Source organism: Lactobacillus bombicola (genome assembly GCF_900112665.1).
Classification (GTDB): domain Bacteria; phylum Bacillota; class Bacilli; order Lactobacillales; family Lactobacillaceae; genus Lactobacillus; species Lactobacillus bombicola.
In genome coordinates this window covers 1-20,670 of record NZ_FOMN01000004.1, presented here as the reverse complement: position 1 = coordinate 20,670, position 20,670 = coordinate 1, and the positions used below count along the sequence as shown (strand labels likewise).

The 20,670-nt window shown below is 34.0% G+C and carries 23 protein-coding genes and 1 pseudogene; 10 read left to right on the top strand and 14 right to left on the bottom strand.

Features of this window, described 5'->3' with window-relative positions:
- The first annotated feature begins 430 nt into the window (after positions 1-430).
- The 3 genes from BM203_RS04225 to BM203_RS04215 are packed head-to-tail and all read left to right on the top strand — an operon-like array spanning position 431 to position 3,451.
- On the top strand, positions 431-2,461 hold the full coding sequence (locus tag BM203_RS04225; RefSeq protein WP_090093009.1) for a hypothetical protein: 2,031 nt from the start codon (positions 431-433) through the stop codon (positions 2,459-2,461).
- Positions 2,462-2,471: 10 nt separating this feature from the next.
- Complete coding sequence (locus BM203_RS04220; RefSeq protein ID WP_090093006.1) at positions 2,472-3,137, top strand: ATP-binding cassette domain-containing protein; 666 nt, start codon at positions 2,472-2,474, stop codon at positions 3,135-3,137.
- Positions 3,134-3,451: a YxeA family protein gene (locus BM203_RS04215; protein ID WP_090093004.1), complete on the top strand. Its 318-nt coding sequence runs from the start codon at positions 3,134-3,136 to the stop codon at positions 3,449-3,451. Before BM203_RS04220 ends, BM203_RS04215 begins: the two co-directional genes overlap by 4 nt.
- Positions 3,452-3,778: 327 nt before the next feature.
- On the opposite strand, the gene BM203_RS04210 is transcribed toward BM203_RS04215, so the two are convergent.
- From BM203_RS04210 to BM203_RS04190, 6 genes and pseudogenes are all read right to left on the bottom strand, one after another.
- The gene (locus tag BM203_RS04210; RefSeq protein WP_090093003.1) at positions 3,779-4,408 is read right to left on the bottom strand and encodes an ABC transporter ATP-binding protein; all 630 of its coding nucleotides are present in this window, start codon (positions 4,406-4,408) and stop codon (positions 3,779-3,781) included.
- Positions 4,409-4,411: 3 nt separating this feature from the next.
- A complete protein-coding gene (locus BM203_RS04205; protein WP_090092999.1) occupies positions 4,412-5,428 on the bottom strand; it encodes a hypothetical protein in 1,017 nt (338 codons plus the stop codon).
- Positions 5,415-6,548: a hypothetical protein gene (locus tag BM203_RS04200; RefSeq protein ID WP_090092997.1), complete on the bottom strand. Its 1,134-nt coding sequence runs from the start codon at positions 6,546-6,548 to the stop codon at positions 5,415-5,417. The genes BM203_RS04205 and BM203_RS04200 overlap by 14 nt, the downstream gene beginning before the upstream one ends.
- A gap of 4 nt (positions 6,549-6,552) precedes the next feature.
- Complete coding sequence (locus BM203_RS08425; protein WP_159428288.1) at positions 6,553-6,699, bottom strand: hypothetical protein; 147 nt, start codon at positions 6,697-6,699, stop codon at positions 6,553-6,555.
- 414 nt (positions 6,700-7,113) lie between these two features.
- On the bottom strand, positions 7,114-7,395 hold the full coding sequence (locus tag BM203_RS04195; protein WP_090092996.1) for a helix-turn-helix transcriptional regulator: 282 nt from the start codon (positions 7,393-7,395) through the stop codon (positions 7,114-7,116).
- Positions 7,388-7,564, bottom strand: a pseudogene (locus BM203_RS04190) (type II toxin-antitoxin system RelE/ParE family toxin); the annotation flags it as partial. The gene BM203_RS04195 and the pseudogene BM203_RS04190, both read right to left, overlap by 8 nt.
- 296 nt (positions 7,565-7,860) lie before the next feature.
- Between BM203_RS04190 and BM203_RS04185 the strand changes: the two are divergent.
- Together BM203_RS04185 and BM203_RS04175 are read left to right on the top strand one after the other, a co-directional pair.
- A complete protein-coding gene (locus tag BM203_RS04185; RefSeq protein ID WP_090092993.1) occupies positions 7,861-8,046 on the top strand; it encodes a hypothetical protein in 186 nt (61 codons plus the stop codon).
- A 594-nt stretch (positions 8,047-8,640) separates the two neighbouring features.
- Complete coding sequence (locus BM203_RS04175) at positions 8,641-8,856, top strand: hypothetical protein (RefSeq protein WP_133158285.1); 216 nt, start codon at positions 8,641-8,643, stop codon at positions 8,854-8,856.
- 1,031 nt (positions 8,857-9,887) lie between these two features.
- On the opposite strand, the gene BM203_RS04160 is transcribed toward BM203_RS04175, so the two are convergent.
- Positions 9,888-10,844: an alpha/beta hydrolase gene (locus BM203_RS04160; protein ID WP_228150095.1), complete on the bottom strand. Its 957-nt coding sequence runs from the start codon at positions 10,842-10,844 to the stop codon at positions 9,888-9,890.
- 69 nt (positions 10,845-10,913) lie between these two features.
- On the opposite strand from BM203_RS04160, the gene BM203_RS04155 reads away from it, so the two are divergent.
- The gene (locus BM203_RS04155; protein ID WP_090092984.1) at positions 10,914-11,198 is read left to right on the top strand and encodes a hypothetical protein; all 285 of its coding nucleotides are present in this window, start codon (positions 10,914-10,916) and stop codon (positions 11,196-11,198) included.
- Positions 11,199-11,292: 94 nt separating this feature from the next.
- Here BM203_RS04155 and BM203_RS04150 read toward each other — a convergent pair whose 3' ends face one another.
- The 6 genes from BM203_RS04150 to map form a co-directional block, all read right to left on the bottom strand.
- A complete protein-coding gene (locus BM203_RS04150) occupies positions 11,293-12,456 on the bottom strand; it encodes a hydroxymethylglutaryl-CoA synthase (RefSeq protein WP_090092983.1) in 1,164 nt (387 codons plus the stop codon).
- Positions 12,456-13,667: a hydroxymethylglutaryl-CoA reductase gene (locus tag BM203_RS04145; RefSeq protein ID WP_090092981.1), complete on the bottom strand. Its 1,212-nt coding sequence runs from the start codon at positions 13,665-13,667 to the stop codon at positions 12,456-12,458. Before BM203_RS04145 ends, BM203_RS04150 begins: the two co-directional genes overlap by 1 nt.
- Positions 13,668-14,819, bottom strand: a complete 1,152-nt coding sequence (locus tag BM203_RS04140) for a thiolase family protein (protein WP_090092979.1) — start codon at positions 14,817-14,819, stop codon at positions 13,668-13,670.
- Between the two features lie 141 nt (positions 14,820-14,960).
- Entirely contained in the window at positions 14,961-15,860 is a 900-nt protein-coding gene (galU, locus tag BM203_RS04135) for a UTP--glucose-1-phosphate uridylyltransferase GalU (protein WP_090092977.1), read from the bottom strand.
- 69 nt (positions 15,861-15,929) lie between these two features.
- Positions 15,930-16,847, bottom strand: coding sequence for a YihY/virulence factor BrkB family protein (locus BM203_RS04130; protein ID WP_090092975.1), 918 nt, complete (start codon positions 16,845-16,847; stop codon positions 15,930-15,932).
- A 5-nt stretch (positions 16,848-16,852) separates the two neighbouring features.
- Positions 16,853-17,680, bottom strand: a complete 828-nt coding sequence (gene map / locus BM203_RS04125; RefSeq protein ID WP_090092974.1) for a type I methionyl aminopeptidase — start codon at positions 17,678-17,680, stop codon at positions 16,853-16,855.
- 136 nt (positions 17,681-17,816) lie between these two features.
- On the opposite strand from map, the gene BM203_RS04120 reads away from it, so the two are divergent.
- Entirely contained in the window at positions 17,817-18,263 is a 447-nt protein-coding gene (locus BM203_RS04120; protein ID WP_090092972.1) for a flavodoxin, read from the top strand.
- The gene (locus BM203_RS04115; RefSeq protein WP_090092970.1) at positions 18,256-18,783 is read left to right on the top strand and encodes a GtrA family protein; all 528 of its coding nucleotides are present in this window, start codon (positions 18,256-18,258) and stop codon (positions 18,781-18,783) included. The genes BM203_RS04120 and BM203_RS04115 overlap by 8 nt, the downstream gene beginning before the upstream one ends.
- 35 nt (positions 18,784-18,818) lie before the next feature.
- On the opposite strand, the gene wecB is transcribed toward BM203_RS04115, so the two are convergent.
- Complete coding sequence (wecB, locus tag BM203_RS04110) at positions 18,819-19,961, bottom strand: non-hydrolyzing UDP-N-acetylglucosamine 2-epimerase (protein WP_090092969.1); 1,143 nt, start codon at positions 19,959-19,961, stop codon at positions 18,819-18,821.
- 92 nt (positions 19,962-20,053) lie between these two features.
- Here wecB and BM203_RS08520 point away from each other — a divergent pair, with 92 nt between their 5' ends.
- A complete protein-coding gene (locus BM203_RS08520) occupies positions 20,054-20,263 on the top strand; it encodes a hypothetical protein (RefSeq protein ID WP_090092967.1) in 210 nt (69 codons plus the stop codon).
- Between the two features lie 65 nt (positions 20,264-20,328).
- A complete protein-coding gene (locus BM203_RS04100; RefSeq protein WP_090092965.1) occupies positions 20,329-20,565 on the top strand; it encodes a DUF2188 domain-containing protein in 237 nt (78 codons plus the stop codon).
- Positions 20,566-20,670 lie beyond the last annotated feature (105 nt).

Below are 20,670 nucleotides of genomic sequence, written 5' to 3'. Positions count from 1 at the left end.
CTATAAAAGTAGCATTTATACCACTTTTGCATTTGTTTTTAAAAAACGAGTTAATATAACCATATAAAAATTAATTTTTATAGTTGTGAGGTAGTAATATGGATCGTCTGTTTCATTCAATTATTATAGTAATTATGAATAATGGTATAACAGATAATAATCTTATTTAGGAGGAATATTATGAAAAATTTAAAGAAAATTGTTGCTGGTGTAGCTACAATTGCTACACTTGGCATGACTAGTCTCCCTGCTCTTGCTTCAACTTGTAAGTAGTGATTGGAAACCAAAGGGTGTTCAGTCAAGAGCGTCTGCTCCTAAAGCTCCACACGGAAATACTGCTTATTATGATATAAGCTAATTTTAATTAATAATAAAAATAATTAAACTCACGACTTTACTCGTGAGTTTTTTAATAACATGAGGTTTAAAGATGCTGCGGAAAACAAAAATTGTTTTTTATTCTCTAATCACGGTTGTCGTGCTTGCCTTATTTGCAGACTTTATTCGTGAGTATGATAATAATTCAATCCCAGAAAACAATACCATTATAAACATTACTAGTTGGAACCCAAAAGTAATTGCCAAATGGCAGAAACAATTAACTAGCAAACAGTACACTAAAAAGGTCAAAAAAAAGACAATTTTTACTAAGTTGAAGCAAGTAGCTCAAGCTGAAAATAGTTCTTTAGTTAAGTTACGCATTAATAAGTTTAACGGGCAACAAAGCAAGGTGGTTTACAATTTTGGGACTCCAATTAATGACTATTCACTATATCAAGCTGAAGCTATTAAAAAATTGACGAATACCGAGCTAAATTTAGAAGAAATTAATGGCCTATATTGCACTAATGCCAAAAATGAAGCTTTAGGCCAAATATTGTCAAAATTCCATACCCTTGGATTAAAGACGGAGGTTATAGATAATTCCTTATCAGTAAAAAGTTTGGGGCAAATAGTTGTAGCTAATTTTTCAAAATTTGATTTAATTGTCTTGATTGGAATTATTGGCACTTTATTTATTGTGATGGTACTAGAGAAAGTTTTTCGCTTTAAAGCTTATGCAATTATGAAGATTAATGGCTTAAGCGACTGGCAGATAATTAAGAACGATTTGAAAGATGAATCTCCTATGTTAATTGGAGCTTTGGGGGTAATTATGTTAGCGATGATTATCTGGGGGCTAACTACCTTTACAATCAGCGGCTGGCGTTTCTTTTTGCCCTATGCTTTAGTTCTACTATCAATTGTCTTTTTGAGCTTTTTGGTTTTGAATACTATATCTTATGTAGTTTTAGCGTTGATTGACCCTTATCAGGCAATTAAGGGAGCAGAAACAACATATATTTTCTTACTAATTGGCTATGTTTTAAAGATACTTCTGCTAGCTTTGATTATGATTAACACCATTTCTTTAACTAATCACAATAAAATTTATATTAGAGATACTAATATAATTAATAAATGGCAAAGGCAAAAAAATACTTATTCACTTGAACTTGCTTGGAATCCTGATAACCATCGTGAAGAAAATAAAATAGGTAGAATGATCCATAAATTAGTGGTGCAGTCACCTGGAACAATTGTTGCCCAGAATTCGCAACAATTTCACCCAGCAATGCGTGATACTGAGCCTGAAAATGGCAATGTAATTATTGCCAATAATAATTTTATTAAGAATAGTAAACTTAATTTTAATCCTACTAGGCTTACTGCTAACAAAGTTTTTCTATTAATCCCATATAACCGGTTAGACCAAGTAAAACAGGCTAAGAAGCAGCTACGAAACTTTCTTAAATTTCAACAGACTTTACCTAATTACTATCAAAAGCAGAAAAAAAAGCTACCACCTATTCAAGTTGTACCCATTGCCAACGGACAGAATATTTTTAATTACACAGTTGGTTACGAAATTACGTCATCGCTCTCGATGAACCCCTTGATTATAGTTGTGAACAACAAGCTGTTATCAGATAACTTTTATTTAGCAAGTATTAGTCAAAAATTGGTTCAGTTTTCGAACTTTCGGCAACTTGAAAACTTAATTAAGCACTTGGGAATAAAATCTTACACTATTGGTATTACTAGTCAGAAAGCACGAATAGCTGAATATCAAAGAAATGCTAATCGACAATTGCTCATTTTAACCATTACAACTATGTTATCGCTACTGCAGCTGATCTTTATCATTGTGTTTGTTAGTACAACCTTTTTGCAGAGTCAGCGTCGCAAGATAGCAATTTATCGAGTGTTTGGTAGGTCGAATGCTCATTTGATGGGAAGCTTCTTGCTAACTAACTTAGGACTAGACTTCTTGGTAATTGCCCTAAGTTTAACTAGGTTGCACTACCTGTCCTTAATGCCGGTTGTCTACGTTTACCTGTTGCTAGAGGCCGGCGTTATCTTATTAACTTATTGGCGTGCGCAGCACAATTTATTGATTACCCTTAATCACGGGAATTAGGAGTCATAAAATGATTAAAGTAGAACATCTTACCAAAAAATTTAAAGAAAAAACTATATTCGAAAACATTAACTGCAACCTCGAAACAGGCAAAAGTTATGCCATAGTGGGCAATAGTGGTGCTGGCAAAACAACTTTTCTTAATGTTTTAAGTGGGTTAGAGGAGCCGACAGCGGGTAAAGTATTTATTGACGATTTGCTTGTTAATGCTAAAAATCAACGAAAACTGTATCGTGAAGATTGCGGGTTTGTTTTTCAAAACTTTGCTTTAATCGATACGGAAACGGTTAGACAGAATCTGCGCCTTGGATTAGCCAATCAAAAATTGGCTAAAACAGAGGCCGATGCCAAAATGAAGGCTGCTTTAAGTCAGGTTGGGTTGGCCAGTATACCATTGAAGCAAAAAATTTACACGCTAAGTGGTGGAGAACAGCAACGGGTAGCATTAGCACGAGTAATTTTAAAAGAGCCGAAAGAGATTTTTGCTGATGAACCAACTGGTTCACTTGATGCAGATAATGGTAAGATAGTCTTAAAGACCCTGCTGACTGGATTTGATCCAACTGCAACAGTGGTAATTGCAACGCATGACCCAGCAGTTTGGCAGCAATGTGACTATGTAATTAAAATTGCCAATAAGAAAATAACGATTACCAACAAAGAGGTATACAAATGAAAAAATTGGGTCTTACAATTATTATTGTTGTTACTATTTTATGTGCTGCCCTGTTACTAATTCATAACCAATACACTGACTATCTTAATCCAATGATTAAGATGGAAACTGATTATGCCAAGGTGCCTAAGCATACGCAAAAATATTACAATGTACAGGCGATTAACAAGTCGGGCAAAAAATTGCCGTATAAGATAAAATATGTTGGTGGAAATGATCCAAGTCGGCAATACATAGTAATCCGCCACAAGGGTCAGTATGTCAAGGTTATTGACTATATCACTAAGAATGAGATGCCAAGATTGCAAGATTGATTTTTTAAGTAAGATTAACTCCAAAACTAAAGGACCGCTATCATTTAGAATACTGTACATTTGCCAACCGCTCTCAAAACAAATTGTTTTGAGAGCGGTTGGCAAATTATGCTTTAATCAAAAAGGCCGTCCCAATATAATCTGTCAAAATTATGTTGGAACGGTCTTTTTATTTACTTATGATTGTCGATATAAGTCAACAAGACAATAATAAATGAGGTAAACGCCAGCGCTAATTCTAACGCATGGCATAGACTCTTTTAGCCACATAAATACCTAATACTTATTTTTATATTCTACAATATATTGGGCAAAACAATATGTGTTTCATTCAGATATTAATTTATAATCTTTAAGATAGAGTTTTTGATCTGCAACTTTTTGAAAATTATCGTCATGTGAAACCACTATAATTGTTTTATTATATGATTGTATATCTTTAAAAATTTTAGTCACGGCTTGAGCATTTTGGTAATCAAGATTGCCTGTCGGTTCATCAGCAATAAGTACATCAAACGGCTTAATAATTGCTCTCGCAATACCCACTCTTTGCTTTTCACCGCCACTTAATTTATATACTGATTGATTTAATAATTCTGATTGTAAGCCAACACGAGATAACACTTTTAGCATTTCGTCTTCACTGATTTTTCTTTTTGCTAACTTTAAATTATCCTTAACAGTTTTGTCGTCTAGCAAAAAATAATTTTGAAATACAAACGAGAAGCGTTTTCCCCATAAATCTGGATAACTAATTTTTCTTAATTCGGTATTATCTAAAATAATCTGTCCAGAAGTGGGCTTTTCTATTCCGGCAACAATTTTTAAAAATGTTGTTTTTCCAGCCCCACTTTCTCCCGAAATACTACAAAAAGAACCCTGTGGTATTTCTAAATTGATGTTTTGCAATACTGGTGTGCTGTTATAATATTTTGATACTTCTTTTACAATTATCATTCACTAATCACTCCCCATTGTTCTATTTCTATTATGTATATCATATATAATTATAATAAATGATAATGCTATAGCTGCAACACAAAGTAACCCTGATATTACCAGGCTTAACCAATCTATTGCATGTGCTAGATAAACAGAAATTATACTAGAGATTACAAAAATACTAACAATAAAAATTATAAAGTTAAAAATAATCTTATAAATTGGATAGCCCATTAAACGCTTAACTATAATTTCTCTTTCACGTAACATATAATATTGACTTATTAACACAGAAAGCAAAACAAAAGAAATAACACTAAACAGGATCAATTGAGTTAATGTCATACTTACATCTTTTTGAGTTTGTTGAACAAGTTGTGCCTTTTGCGTATAGATAGAGGTTACATAATTTATAGTACTTCCCATTCTACTTTCAATAAGTTGCGGTTTTATTTGATCATAGGCTTGGCCAACATGCTTATTAAAAAAGAAGAAACCTCCATTCAAAGTAAATAGGTTGCCATAACTAAGGCTATTCTGATAGTTATCAAATAGTCTTATGATTGGATCTCTAACCATATTAGATGGTAAATTATCACCAGAGTTAGGATTATAAGTAAAATAATTTTGTCCGTTTTTAGCATAAACTATCTTTATTTTTAAATTTTTACGGGTGAATTTTGGAGTATGTTCTCTATGACGCCAATCTTTAAAATCAGTATTCAATTGAAACAGAAATTCAGATAAATAATTAGAACGAATCCGAGATTCAAACTTTTTATATTTTTCTGGTACTATTAAAATCTTTGTAAATAGTGTTGGTTGTAACTCAGCTATCTTGGCTCCACTTACTAACTTTGTTTTAGACAGTTTTAAATAATTTATGTCTGCAGTAATGGCTCGTCCAGAAGGAAGAATTATGTAATCTTGTACTGACTTATTATCAGAATTAATTTTGTACCACGGAACTAGCCGCTTAGTTGAACCACGTCTAACTACACCATAAGTACCTAATAGGTTATCAGAAAAAAACAACAAAAGTTTTATGTTGTTTTTTAAGCCGTTGCCACAAATCTTTCGCACTAATATCGTAAGTCACTTCAGTTCGATCCAACTGATTAGTTACATTCGTTTGATATATATTTTTGGTCGATATCCAGGAGTTAAGACTTTTTATTTGTTTTTGATAATATAAAAAATCTTGATGAATTGCTGGAATCTTAATACTAACAAGTAAAATGCAGACTATAAATCCTATTGCACTAGCAGCTGTAACCATTAATGAACCTCTTGCCCAGTTAAATGAAGTTATTTGAGACTTTGCTTGTATACTTTTTGCAGCACCATAAATCAAAATTATTAAAAATAAGTAACTGGCATAAAATACTGATAATGATGACACAAATGTTTTATAGTAAATCAACATATTGTTATAGGCTGCATAAATAATTAGTAATATTACACTAGTAATTATTGCAATAACTATTGCAACCGATATACTTCGAAAAGATTGATATACATTATTAATAAGTCGGTAACCAAAAAATTTTCGTAATATAACAGCTTGTCGTTCTTTTATAATAACAAACATTAACGAAATTAATGATACTATTCCTGTGAGAAGCGCTAGTGTAATAAAATTTATTCTATTATTATTTTCAGGAGCAGTTTCGTTAACTTCCGATTTTATTTTAACTATACCAAAGTGACGCATTATTCTGGTAATTTTAGCAACATTTCCACGTACATAAAAGACATTATTTAACCCCAAATTTTTTATCTTGTTAAATGGATATAATTTAACTTTGTATTGCGAGTTTGGAAGCAGTAACGCTGACCCTGTTTTTTTATAATTTGTAACGTCACTGCTAGAAGCGGTTCCTCTTTTGATGGGTAAGTTTGTATTAGCACTATAAATAATCAAGTCATTTTGCCCAGTAAAAAAATACTGGGATACACTGGTAGTTCCTGTTGCTGCTTTTTGAAGCTGATTAATTAAGCTTGAATAATTTGCATTGTCTCGTAATTGTAATGCTACCTCTTTTTGCTGATAATACAGTACTTGGTTGAAATAGCTGTTAATCGAAGAACTTATGATCAATATTCCAGAAAAAGTTAAAAAGAGTATCATGCTAAATGATAATATTTTTTTCATAAAATTATCCTCTAAATTTATTTCCTTTGATAGCTACATTAACCTTTGAAAAGGCGGTTGATCCTGCACGGGCATAATCGCGTCTACCATCGCCATTGGCATTTTTAGCCGCTGCAGTATGATTCCGACTACTATGTTTATATGTTTCCATAAACGCCAAACAGTCAATCTCCATCATCTATGTGATGCCATTCATATGGAGCTGATGTATCACTAGTTGCAAGAGCTGTGGTTAATTTTTTTAACATTAAATAGGCCTTCTTTCTGTTATGATTTATGTTTTTTCATAATGATATCGCTTTACTGTTAAAATTATAACATGCTATTTATTTTTTACACATGTTTTTATAATTTTATTTGTTTGATATTAGACGCTTATTATTTGCCTCCGACATTTTGTCACAGAACAATTGGTCTACTTTACTTTTTACTAATGAACTGTAACCAAAATAGGTATAGCACAAATTTTAATATGAATAATAGGGTGGGCTCTATTGAACTAACTGCTTTAAGAGATAGTAGAAAAAGCTATAAATTTACTTTTTCCTTTAGATTCAATATAAAATTAAGCATGCGTGGATTCAATTTTTACTTTTCTATTGACCGCTTGAGCAATTTCGCTTAGCAACATAGTGGAAGCGTTAAATGAGCCATTTTCAATTCTTGCAATTGTTGATTGCGGCTTGTTTACCAGATTAGCAAATTTCCTTTGCGTTAAGCCCAGACTATCACGTAGTTGCTTAACTTGAACTGCAACCTCAAGGTTGATATTGTACTGTGTCACAGCCTGGGCAAATTCAGAACTGTCCTGGCTTCTTTTGCTAATATAGTCGTCAATTTTACTCATTGTCATTATCTCCTTTGTAATTATCACGAAGTGCCTTGGCTTTGTTGATTTCCTTTGCCGGCATTTTTTGCACCTTTTTGGTAAAACCATGAGTGATGACGTAATGGTTGCTAGCAAACGTGAAATATATTGCTCTTTGTATATTTGATGAATATTGAGAACAAATTTCGAATAGGTTTTTAACTCATTTTTGTTTTTTGGCCGTTGGTAAAGCCATACATTGGAACTTTTTAAACAATGGTGATTATCATTGTAAAACAACTGTCTAAACTTTATAGATGGGGCCATAGGCAGATACAATGATGGTGTTTATAAAATCATCCAGAAGTTTGATGATTGACAAATCACTTTTGTAAAATCAATTAAATAATAAAGGAGAGCTTATGCGACATTAAAACTATATAGCAGAGCTCTAATGGGAATTGGTTTGACTGGCATGAAAACAACCTAACTGGACGTTATAGAATGTTTTACGACAAGAGTAAGGGAGCTAAAAGTCGGTATGGCGCAATAATGTATATCGATGATGGAAAAAATGTGATCCATGGTTGGTATCTTACCGATGATTATCTCGATACTCCGCATGAAATACCAAGGAAAAATTTTAATGGTAATTTGGGTGATTTTATCGAAAAGGTAATCTTGGGTTAAATTGTTAAACAGAATAAAAGTCGCTCTGTTAAGAGCGACTTTTATTCTGTTTATTATTAAAACTGCTTTGTTAAAAATTTAGAAAGACTTGTCTTAGCACGATTCAGTGTTTTAAAAGATTTGTAAGTTTTGATCATTGTAAGACAAGGTACACCTGTTACTTTAAAATGTTTACGCATTTTTTTAAGTATGGGGACTGTATCGGTGTTTGTTGTGTCAATATAATAAATTTCTATGTGACGTTTTTGACTAATTTCAGCAAGTTTAGGAACAAATGCACGATAGAATGGGCAAGATTTCTTTTCCCAAAAAAGATAATCATATTTTTTGGGGAGATATTTTTTTGAAACCAGCAACTGATTTAGAATAAGTTTTATTTTGATAATCAATAATGGCTTTTATATTATTTGAAGATACTGATGCGGTATCCATTTCTGCATTTACAAGTGTTGGTCGTAGAAAGCTTAAACTTAACAAATAAACAAAAAAATATGTTACTTTTTTTAACTTCATTGTATATAATCATATTTATACATGTATAGTAATATTATATTATAATTAAGCTTACATCAAAAAGATTAGGTAGTTATGGAAATGGCAGATATACTATTTTTGGGGGAAAATGAAAATCCGCTCTTAAGAAAAAAGAAGAATAGAATGTTGTGCAGTAATACTTTTAAATATACTGGTGATGCCCTAGGAACTGTTTTTATGGGGGCCGGTTCGGCACTGGGTTCTCCATTGGCAGGTGCGGTTTTCGGATATGGTTATAAGACACTTATGCATACTGTGGGCAATGCGGTTTGCTAATGTTCGTTAAACATTTATAAGGTTTTATGGTAATTATATGAAACTACTTAAAAAATTATATGGTAATTATCAAACCACTTGTGTAAATTGTATTTTCTTTCTTTTTCCCTTACAGGCATTACTTCTCGAGCATAGCATGAGATCTTTTATAAGTCTTATAATCTGGGAAATAAGTATGTTGTTTGCAAGTTTAATTGGAGACATTAATGCTAATAAGGCAGAGACTGAAAACGTGAGAATAAAAAGACAACAAACAGATGGCATCATAATTGCACTCATTTGGTTTATAGCATTAGGAATACTTGAGTGGTAATGATTATGGACATGTTTTTGGGGTAAGAATAATGTCACTTTTTGGAGGATAAATTTATTAAGTGATTTAGCGTGTAGTTGCAAATAAGACTAGTTCCCGTTTTATTCACATTCAAAACAAAAAAGGTGATTGCAATGTTTTGATACGACCCTCGGAATTAAAATAATTTCGGAGGTCGTATTTTTGTGTGCTTTTTTGTTCAAATATACATTTAAAAGCTAATTTAAACTCTTGTCAGCCATTTTACTGGGGCAGGCTATAATTTTTACGCGGACCTTTGCATAATCAAGAAAAAAATATATTCGAAAGCATTAACTGCAACCTCGAAGCAGACCAATAGTGGTGCCGGCAAAACAACTTTGCTTAATGTTTTAACTGGGCCTAGAGAAGCCGCCAGCAGGTAAAGTATTTATTGTCAATTTGCTTGTTAATGCTAAAAATTAGCGAAAACTGTATCCTGAGCGATTTTGTTTTTCAAAACTTTTACCAGCAAAGCGGACTGCAAATGAAAAAATTAGGTTATGCAATATTTGCTATAATTAAGCTTAAATTGATAGCAAATTGTTTTGCGGCCGGTTGGCTGTTTCACTTGAGCCGACTAAAAGGCTTAATATCGATTAAAAATCAACATCAAGCCTTAGACTAGTAATTATTAAAATTTATGGTCCACCTGTTAGTAATCATTCAAACTGTGTCAACTCTTTTTATCCGTCAATAATTACTTCACATACCGCGACAAAAAATCACCAATCTTTTGCCGATAAAGCTTAGGATGATCAGCAAAAGACTTTGCATGCTTAGAATTAGGAGTTACCCACAACTTTTTAGGACCTCTAGTTGCAGAGTAATTAGTATAAACCATTTTAGTAGGAACAAATGTATCACGATCACCATGAATAAATAACATTGGACGTTGATTTTTATGTAATTGGTTAACACTTGAGCCATCATTCATAAAATACCCAACCTTAATTCTATTAATACCACTCAAGATTTCAACTAATGGAAAGCGCGGAAATGCTGGCATATTATAAAGAACTTGTGCCTCATGCTCAATTTCATCCTTAACACTGGTATAGCCGCAATCTTCAATAAAGGCTCTGACTTGGTGCGGTAATTTTAATCCACTAACCATCATTGCAGTGGCTGCTCCCATACTCAAACCATAAACCACAATTTGTTGCTTAGCACCGTTTTTTTCCAGAACTAAGTCAATCCATTTTTTAATATCATCTTTTTCGGGCCAACCATAGCCAATATACTTTCCTTCACTCTTACCCTGTGAACGAGGATCAGGTGTTAAAGTATTGTAGCCTAACTCGTGAAAAAGAGCATCGTACTCACCCATGTCTTCTTTAGTATCCATATAACCTGGTAAAACAATTACGGTTTTGTTTGAACCAGACTTAGGGATATAATTAGCATCTAACTGATAACGATTATCAGCAGAATTAATATACCATTTTTGTTTATTAATTTTTTTAAACCACAGCTTTTCTTTATATAGGGGATCAGATTTTTTGAGTTTATTGCTCGAAGAACTCAAAAAACTCTTAGGTCCAGGAACACATGCCATTTTGAAGAAATAGCATCCTGCTCCAATGAAGATAACAAAAACCAGCAAAGTAACTGCGCTCAATGATAGCCACAACTTTTTGTGTTTTATTCGTTTCAATGTGAAGCCACCTTTTCTTAATACAATATTCAATAGTATAACATTTTTAGTTTGTATAGGATGAAATTTATGAGATTAACTGATTTATTACAATTGACTGCCGATTTAAATCAACAAACCAAATTATTTTTTAGTATTGATAACCAGGTTTACCCACTTACGCAGTTAAAAATTACTAGTAGCGCAGGTCTGTTATATCCCGGGAAATTGCCAATGACAAAGGCCAAAGTCATTTACCTAGTTAAAAATTTATACGGCTTAAGTATTCCGCTTTATGTGCTACTAAATGAGCAAAAATTTACTTTATATGGTGTCCAAATTGTGCCAGAAAAAAATGCAATTTATCTTCAATAAGACCGTCATTAAAAATTTTACTTAATACAATTCTTTTATGAATTTTTTCCAGTTGTTATTCACCAAAAAAGAGGATCGAATTGATCCTCTTAAATTATTTACGTTGATATTGACGAACATGATTTTTAGTACCGGCAAAATACCAATATCCAGAAGCTTCATCACTGCTTAATTCAATATTATCCGCTGGTAATTGTAAAGCTTGCTTAAAAATTTGCTCATAATCAGCAATAGTTAGTTGTTGTCTACGCGCAATCATTTTCTCATCGGCCACCTTATTCAAAGCTTGCTTATAATTAACCATTACTTTTCCGGCATAGAACTCACCCATTGCCCCAGAGCCATAAGAAAATAGTCCAATTGTGTCTGCAGCTGATAGTGTTCCATTTTCTAATAAACTCAATAAGCCTAAATAAAGTGAGGCAGTATAAATATTACCAACCTGCTTACTATATAAAGTAGAGGCGGTAAAATTTGCTTCCAAACGCTTTTTCGTTTTTGCATCTTGCTCTGCTACTGCTAGTCGATTCGCCTTCAAGCCCATTTTAACAAAAGGTAAATGATATAAAATTGCCGTAAAATCAGCCGTTGTCATTTTCTGCTTAGACTTATATGCTTGAAAAGTCCGCTGAAAGAAATCTAAATAAACCTCAGTAGAATATTTACCATCAACTAAGGCAACTGCTGAATTATTTGGGCGCCAAAAATCATTAATATCAGCACTATAAGCACTATGACCACTAGTTAACGCAAGTATACGCGGATTGGCCTTAATCAATACACTAACACTACCAGCACCTTGAGTTACTTCACCACCCGTTTTTAAGCCATACCGCGCAATATCACTACCAATCACAATTGCGCTATGTTCAGGATGTAAACGAACATAGTCACGCGCAACCATAATGCCAGCAGTCATCCCAAAACATGCCTCCTTAATTTCAAAAGTTCGCACCTCGGGAGGCAACTTTAAAGCACTTTTAACAAAGAGTGAAGCTGATTTAGATTGGTCAACGCCACTTTCCGTACCCATAATAAGTAAACCAACTTGTTCGAGATCCACTTTATTAATATAACTCAAAGTTGCGTTAATCCCCATTGAAACAGCATCTTGCGATTGATCGGCTACACTCATCTTACTCTGACCAATGCCAATTAAATATTTATTGGGCTCTACTCCTCGAGCATGTGCCAAATCTAGCATATCTACATATTTGTTTGGTGTATAAAAACCAATTTGATCAATTCCGACCTGCATTATTTTTCCTCTCTTAATTGTTTCAAAAAATTTTGTGCGTCTGTTTGCGAATATAAATGTTGCTTAGTCATTAAGGCTAGAACATCCCTTTTTTCCTGCGGGCTAGCAACAAGATTAGCAATAACATTTCTAGCCTGCAATTTCATATGTCCTGCTTGAATACCTGTTGTAGCAATTGCCAGTAAAGCAGCTAAATTATTGGCTAAGCCAACTGCAGCAATTATATTAGCTAAAACTTGACTAGTTATTCCTTGCCCCAAAATACGATAATTTTGCTGGACATCTTTTCGGGAATTAATTGATCCGCCCACGGTTCCAAGCGCTAAAGGAACGGTTAATTGACCCAATAAGTTTTCACCTTCAACTTGCCAACTACTTAAGCTGCGATAAGTTCCCTGACGGCTAGCCCATACACCACAAGCTGCTTCAACAGCTCTAGTATCATTACCACTTGCTAAAAGGACACCATCAATTCCATTCATAATTCCTTTATTATTAGTCACGGCTCGATACGGATCCGTTTGTCCAATTTGGCTTAACAAAGCTATTCGAGTTGCGACTTCTGCCCCGCCAACTAGACTGACATGCAATTTTGCCTTGCAAGAAGTTAATTGACTGGGGTAATTTGATAAAATTGCAAACAATTTTTTCTTAATACCACTGTAATTAGCTAACTCGCTAGCCATATACTCCAAAATTGAGTTTGCCCGATTAGCACCCATAGCTTCTGCTGGATTAATTAATACCCTTAGGTAAAGCAGCGTATTTTGCCGCTTAATTTTAACCTCCTTAACTCCACCACCATGCTTAACTAAACTAGCAAACTGCTTATTAGTCTTAGCAATTAAGTTAGGTAAATAGTTTTTTAAATTATCAATGATAAAAACTTCAGAAATTTCTAAAACAATCTGACCATAAATACCATTTCGAAAACTTCTTGCTGTGACACCACCACTTTGAGCAAATAGACTAGCGCCATGATTAGCAGCCGCAACTACTGAAGGCTCTTCAGTTACCAATGGGACCAAGTAGCTATGATCATTAACTCGTAAATTTTTGACCAAACCAACTGGCAAACTTAATTGTCCTACAACATTCTCACTCAACTGATTAAGTGCATGTAAAGTTTGCTGATCAATCTCATCTAGTTCAATCCCTTGTTGTTTAAGCCATAAGCGCCTTTTTTCCGGAGTTAATTCATAAAACTTCATTTAAAAATCTCTATTTATTTCATAAGCAATTGCTTGACCACCACCAATACAAAGTGTGACCAAGGCTGTTTTACCAGTAACGTGTTGCAATTCATTAATTGCAGTAGCAACTAGCCTAGTTCCGGTTGCTGCCAAAGGATGCCCTATGGCAATAGCACCACCAAATATATTTAGTTTATCCATTGGAATTGATAGGGCTTTAGCCAATGCTATACTTGGAGCAGCAAACGCCTCATTAACTTCAATTACATCATAATCAGCAATTTGACGCTTAGATATATCTAATAATTTTTTAACTGCAAAATAAGGTGCAAAGCCCATATAAGCCGGGTCCGTACCAGCTTCAGTATATGCTCCTAGACGTGCTAGTGGTTGCAAATTTAATTCTTTAACTTTTTCTTGAGTGGCTAAAATTACTATACTAGCACCATCACTTAATGGTGAAGCATTACCAGCTGTTATTTGCCCATGTTCTTTAAATACTGGTTTTAATTTATTTAAAGCATCCATACTAGTATCTGCACGAATATTTTCATCCCAATCAATTACTTCTTTGCCATGAGCAATTTTGATTATTTCGTTCTCAAAATAACCATTTTTTACTGCCCTAGTTGCCTTTTGATGTGAATTAAGACTATATTCATCCATTTCTGAACGCAAAACGTGGTACTTATCTGCTACCTTTTCCGCTGTAAGGCCCATATGCAGGCCCGAAAAAGCATCAGTTAGTCCATTATTAAGCATTTCACTTTGCAAGTTTGAATCATGCTTATCTTTAGCATAATATACCGCATTAGTCATACTTTCAGAGCCGCCAACGGCCACTAAATCAAAGTCACCTAACTCCATTTGCCCTTGGGCAAGGCGCAGAGCTTTTAAACTTGAACCACAAACATCATTTATTGTAACGCTTGTACTTTTTTGACTCATTCCAGCCTTTAAAGATACTTGACGGGCCATATTTTGTCCTAAACCCGCACTCAACACGTTACCCATAAAAAGAGCATCCAGCTCAGTAGCCTTTAACCCGATACTTTTTAGTGTTTCACGTAAAGCAATAGTACCCAAGTCTACTGCGCTTTCTTGCGCAAATAATCCGCGGTAACGACCAAAAGGTGTTCTCTTAGCCGCAACAATGAAAATATCTTTCATCAAGTCTGTCCCCCAGTATAAAAATTATTCAATTCGATATTACTTAATTTTAGAAACGATTAATAGTAATTAAACTGACATTTAGAAAAATTTACACAAAAAAGAAGTCACTTAACAGTGGCTTCAATTTAATACCCAATATTACTTACTCTTTTGCTCTTCAGCTTGAAGTTTTTGACCTAAATTAATAATATATTTCCGTAAGGCATCTTTAGTTTCCGCATGATTCAATCCATACTCAACCGAAGTTTCAAGATAACTTTCTTTATTACCAACATCGTGGCGCGTCCCCTTAAAGACATGGGCAAACACGCGTTGCGTCTTATTCATGGTATCAATGGCATCAGTCAATTGGATTTCTCCACCTTTATCTGGCTTTTGCTTAGCTAAAATTGCAAAAATTTCAGGTGTTAATAAATAGCGTCCAATAATTGCATAATCGCTTGGCGCCTTATCGATAGCCGGTTTTTCTACGAAAGACTTAACGTTAATTAACCCCGGCATAATCTCATTAGCTGGTTCAATTACCCCATATTTAGAGACTTCTTCATGTGGTACCGGCATAACCGCGATGGTCGATGCATGCGTCTCATTGTAACAGTTAATCAATTGCTTTGTTAGTGGAACCTCGTCCATCATCAAGTCATCACCAAGCATTACAACGAAGGGTTCATCGCCCACAAAGCTGCGCCCTCGAGCTATTGCATCACCTAATCCAGCAGGATACGGTTGCCGCGTATAATAAATATTGATACCCAAGTGAGTTATCTCTTGTGACATCTTCAATAGCCCAGTTTTGCCCTTTTCTTGTAAATTTTGCTCTAATTCAGGATTAGAATCAAAATGATCTTCAATTGTTCGCTTATTTTTTCCAGTAACAATTAAAATATCTTCAATTCCAGAGTTTTTTGCTTCCTCAACAATAAATTGAATTGTAGGTTTATCGACAATTGGTAACATTTCTTTGGGCATTGCTTTGGTAACAGGCATAAACCGCGTACCAAGGCCAGCTGCCGGAATAATGGCTTTCCTTACTTTCATACCTTATACACTTTCTTTTACATTCTTTCAGTGCTTAATATATCAGATTCAACTATTCGATTCCAGTAATTAATGGTGCCGTTTTTTTTGAATATATTCGGCTAAATGTCCCACAGAATATTGCACTTCGCCATAATTAAGCGATACTATTGCTGCATTCACGCAAGTACCAATTAGAAAAAGAATTGAACAGAGATTCAACCATAACATGAAAATAATAAAAGTACCGATAATACCATAATTTTCCCAGCTAATATGAAAATGATGTAAATAATAACTAAAAAGCCAGGATAAACTTAACCAACCTAGCAAAGTTGTAAAAACCCCTGGCCAGATAACTCTTTTTTTAAGTTTAATATTGGGTAAAAAATAATTTAAATAATACAAGCTACTAATCATTGTAATAATTACGACCGGATAGCGGAAATTGAATATCTTCTCCAACTCGCCTACTGAAATTGCAAAGATTGGTCGTAAAAATTCTAATATTTGTTGACCAAAAATAAAAGTTAAACTAAGCAAGCTAAAGCTAATAATCATCAAATTAGTTAAAATTATTGTAATTGATCTTGTCCATACTGCAATCGGCCAATTTTGTTGCAACTCAACTTTTCGTACACCATAAATACGATTCATTCCAATTCGAATCGCATTAACCAAGGAAGAAACTGACCACAATGCCAATATAATACCAAAAGAAATGTAACCAGTTGAGTTGTTTTTTAAAAGCGAATTAATAATTGGCATAATAAACCCAGCAATTCGATCAGGAAAAATCAGTTTCAAATAGCTAGCGATTGGTGCAGTGTCAATGTGAAGTAATGGCAAGATATTTCCAATAATAATAATTAAAGGAAATATTGAAAACAAAACATAATAGGCCATTGAAATTGCACTAGTTAATACCTCACCTTGCGTAAACTTAAGTGAGATTGTTTTATAATACAAAGCTAGCCGTTGGCTAATTGTTGCAACTTTTTTACCCATTCACCTTAGTCATCCATTTCATCAAAGTGAGGTAAATATTTTTCTAACCCATCATATGGCTTTTGCAGTGTTAAAATTTTAGGACCATCTGCCGTAATTACAAAAGTATGCTCAAATTGAGCCGATTTAGAACCATCTGGTGTAGCATAAAATACCCAATCATCATTTGGATCATCAACTGTCTTTTGAATAATCCGCCAATCTCCACCAGCTTCTACCATTGGTTCACAGGTAATGGTCATACCCTCGCGAAGGCGTAAACCATGGCCAGCTTTACCCCAATGAGGAACTTCGGGATCTTCGTGAATACTAGGCTGAATACCATGACCAACCAATTCTTTTACATCACCATAATTGTGCTCATCTTCTACATAGTGTTGGATGGCGGCACCAATATCCCCAATGCGGTTACCTAAAATAGCTTGATCAATTCCTAAATACATTGACTTTTTTGTAACTTCCATCAAATCACGGTCAGCTTCTGAAATTTCACCAACAGCATAAGTTGTACATGAATCAGTTTCAAAACCATTTAAATTGCACGTTACATCAACTTTAACTAAGTCACCATTTTGTAAAATCGTATCTCGACGCGGAGTTGCATGAGCAATTTGATCATTTACCGAAATACAGGTGCCGTACTTATAACCTTCAAAGCCTTGTTCAGATAGGCGACCGCCACGACTGTTTACAAATTCTTGGCAAAATTCTTCAATTGCCCAGGTTGTTATTCCTGGTTGAATTACATCACGTAAAGACTCAAACATTGACGCTAATAAACGTCCTGAAGCCTGCATCCCCTTTAATTCTCGAATGGATTTAATAGTAATCAAAGTTAACTTCTCCTCTATAAAAAATGATATTTATTTACATTATAGCGTTTTTTAAAAGTTTACTAAAGAGTTTCGTTAAGTGTTCAAAATTATGTATAATACTATGATAGAAAATATGTGAAAGGCATGAAAAAATATGAAGGCAAGAATTGTTTATGCTAGTATGACTGGCAATAATGCAGATATAGCCGATATCTTAGAAGAAGAGTTACAAGATTATGGTTTTGATGTGGAAACCAGCGAAGCTGAATTCACTGATGCCAACGATTATTTAAGCAGTGATTTATGCATATTTGTCACTTATACCTATGGTGAAGGTACAATGACCGATGAAATATCAGATTTTTACGAACAGTTAAAAGAATTAAACTTAACTGGAAAATATTTTGCTGTACTGGGTAGCGGTGATCTGGTTTATGCTGACCATTTTTGCGAAAATGTTTTTGATTTTGAAAAAATGTTTAAACAAGTAGGAGCTAAGGAAATTACTAAACCAGTTACCATTGAAAACGCACCTGATGATGAAGCAATTTCTAAAATTGAAAATGCGGCAAAAGAAATGGCTGACCAATTAAATGATTAAGGATAAAAAAATAAATACTGACAGATTTAATTCAATTACTGATCCTAAAATTCATCATTTAGCACAAAAAGTAGTCACAAAACATCGCAATCTTGTGGTTTACATGATTTTTGGATTTATTGCAGCATTAATCAATACCGTGGTTTTTATGATCCTGCATAAATGGTGGCACAGTGCCGTTTTAATTTCTAATACAATTGCGTTTATTATTTCCAACTTAGCTTCGTTTGTGTTTAATCAAAAAGCTGTTTTTATTAATAATGTTGATCAAAAGCACTCCACTTGGCAAAAGTTAATTGTCTTTTTTACCTACCGCATTATTAGTCTTATTCCTGATAGCTTAATTATGCTAGTTGGGCTTTCTTGGCTCGGACTAAACGCGCTTTGGGTTAAAATTATTGATCAGGTATTAGTTGGTATTTTTAATTATTTAACCACTCGTTCCGTATTTCAAGCCCAAGAATCAACAATGATTGAACGAGCTAAAAGAAAAATTAAGTCACATCAAGCAAAAAAATAGTAAAAAAATAAGTCACATAATTGTGACTTATTTTTTTATTCAAAATCGGCTGGTCGTTGCTTTTGACCATCAGCAAAATAATAAGCAATATCTTCCATAATTCGCTCACAAGCATGACCATCACCATAAGGATTTTGGGCATTAGCCATTTGCAAATAAATATCTTTATTATCAAGTAGTTCACGCATTGCTGAACGGACATCAGCTTGTTGCGTACCAACTAATTTCAATGTACCAGCTTTAACTCCTTCAGGACGCTCAGTGGTGTCTCTTAAAACTAGTACGGGCTTATTTAATGCTGGCGCTTCTTCTTGTACACCACCTGAATCCGTCATAATAAAATAACTTCTTTTAGCTAAATTATGAAAATCGACGACATCCAAAGGAGCAATTAAATGTATCCGAGAATCATTACCCAGAATTTCATAAGCAACTTCTTGAACTTTAGGTGAAAGATGAACTGGATAAATAATTTCTACATCATCATGTTCAGCAACAATCTGTTTCATTGCTTTGAAAACTCGTCTCATTGGTTGGCCTTGATTTTCACGCCGATGCATTGTTACCAAAATAATCCGATTACCTGGTTGAATTAAGTCCAGCACATCGTGATGGTAGTTTGATTGAACTGTCTGTTCGAGTGCATCGATTGCTGTATTACCGGTAACAAAAATTCGCTCTAGTTGGTGATTTTCTCGTAGTAAGTTGGCCTTACTTGTTTTAGTTGGCGCAAAATATAAGTCAGCTAAATCATCTGTCATTTGGCGGTTCATTTCTTCAGGAAATGGCGAATATTTATTCCAAGTTCTAAGACCAGCTTCTACATGACCAATTGGACACTGCTCATAAAAGCTAGCAAGACTAGCCGCAAAACTAGTTGTAGTATCGCCATGTACTAAAACAAGGTCTGGTTCTTCTTTTTTAATCACATTAGCAAGATCAAGCATTACTTTTGCGGTGATTTCTTCTAATGATTGATTCTTTTTCATGATATTAAAATCATAGTCCGGCTGAATATTAAAAATGGTAAGTACCTGGTCAAGCATTTCTCGATGTTGTGCACTAACTACGGTGATTTCATCAAAGCGATCATCGGCTTGTAATTTCAGTACTAGCGGTGCCATTTTAATTGCTTCCGGTCTTGTGCCGAAAACCATCATTACTTTTATTTTAGTCATAAAAACCTCCATTTTAATAGTAATAACTTAACTGCTAAAAAACAAGTTTTTATGTTTTAATTACTATAATCGTTTTAATTATGAGGAAACCGATGAACTACAACTTTACTTTACTGCTTTTCACCAGTATTTTAATCATTGTCTCTAGCTTTAGTCTTGTCTTTAGCTTTGATCGGCAAAAAAATAGCTACCAACGAAAAAAGCTATTTTTAATTGCTACAATAGGATTTATAATAGCCGCTATTTTAATGGTAATTATTTTAGAGTCACCTCTGGCTACAATTTATCCAATGCAAAAATGATAACGCTTTCTGAAATGTGCTGTATAATTAATAGTGTCTAAATAAATAGAAGAGAGGTAAACACAATGAGTGAAGAAAAAAATGGTAAAAATGTTTGGGTTACTACCCATGGCGAGCAATGGGCCGTTAAAGTTGAAGGCGCTGAACGAGCTCGTAAAGTCTTTGATCGCAAAGAAGATGCGTTAGCCTTTGGCAAACAATTAGCGCAAAAAAATAAGGGCGAGTTAATTAGTCAAAAGAAAAATGGTCAAATTAATCTTAAAAATTCATATGGCAATGATAGTCCCAAAGACAAAGGCTAAAATTTATCTTTTATAAATTAGCTACAAAAAGGCTTCAACTTTTAGTTGAGGCCTTTTTGGAACTGATATATCAAGCTTTATAGTCTTAAGTTAATGACCCCGGTG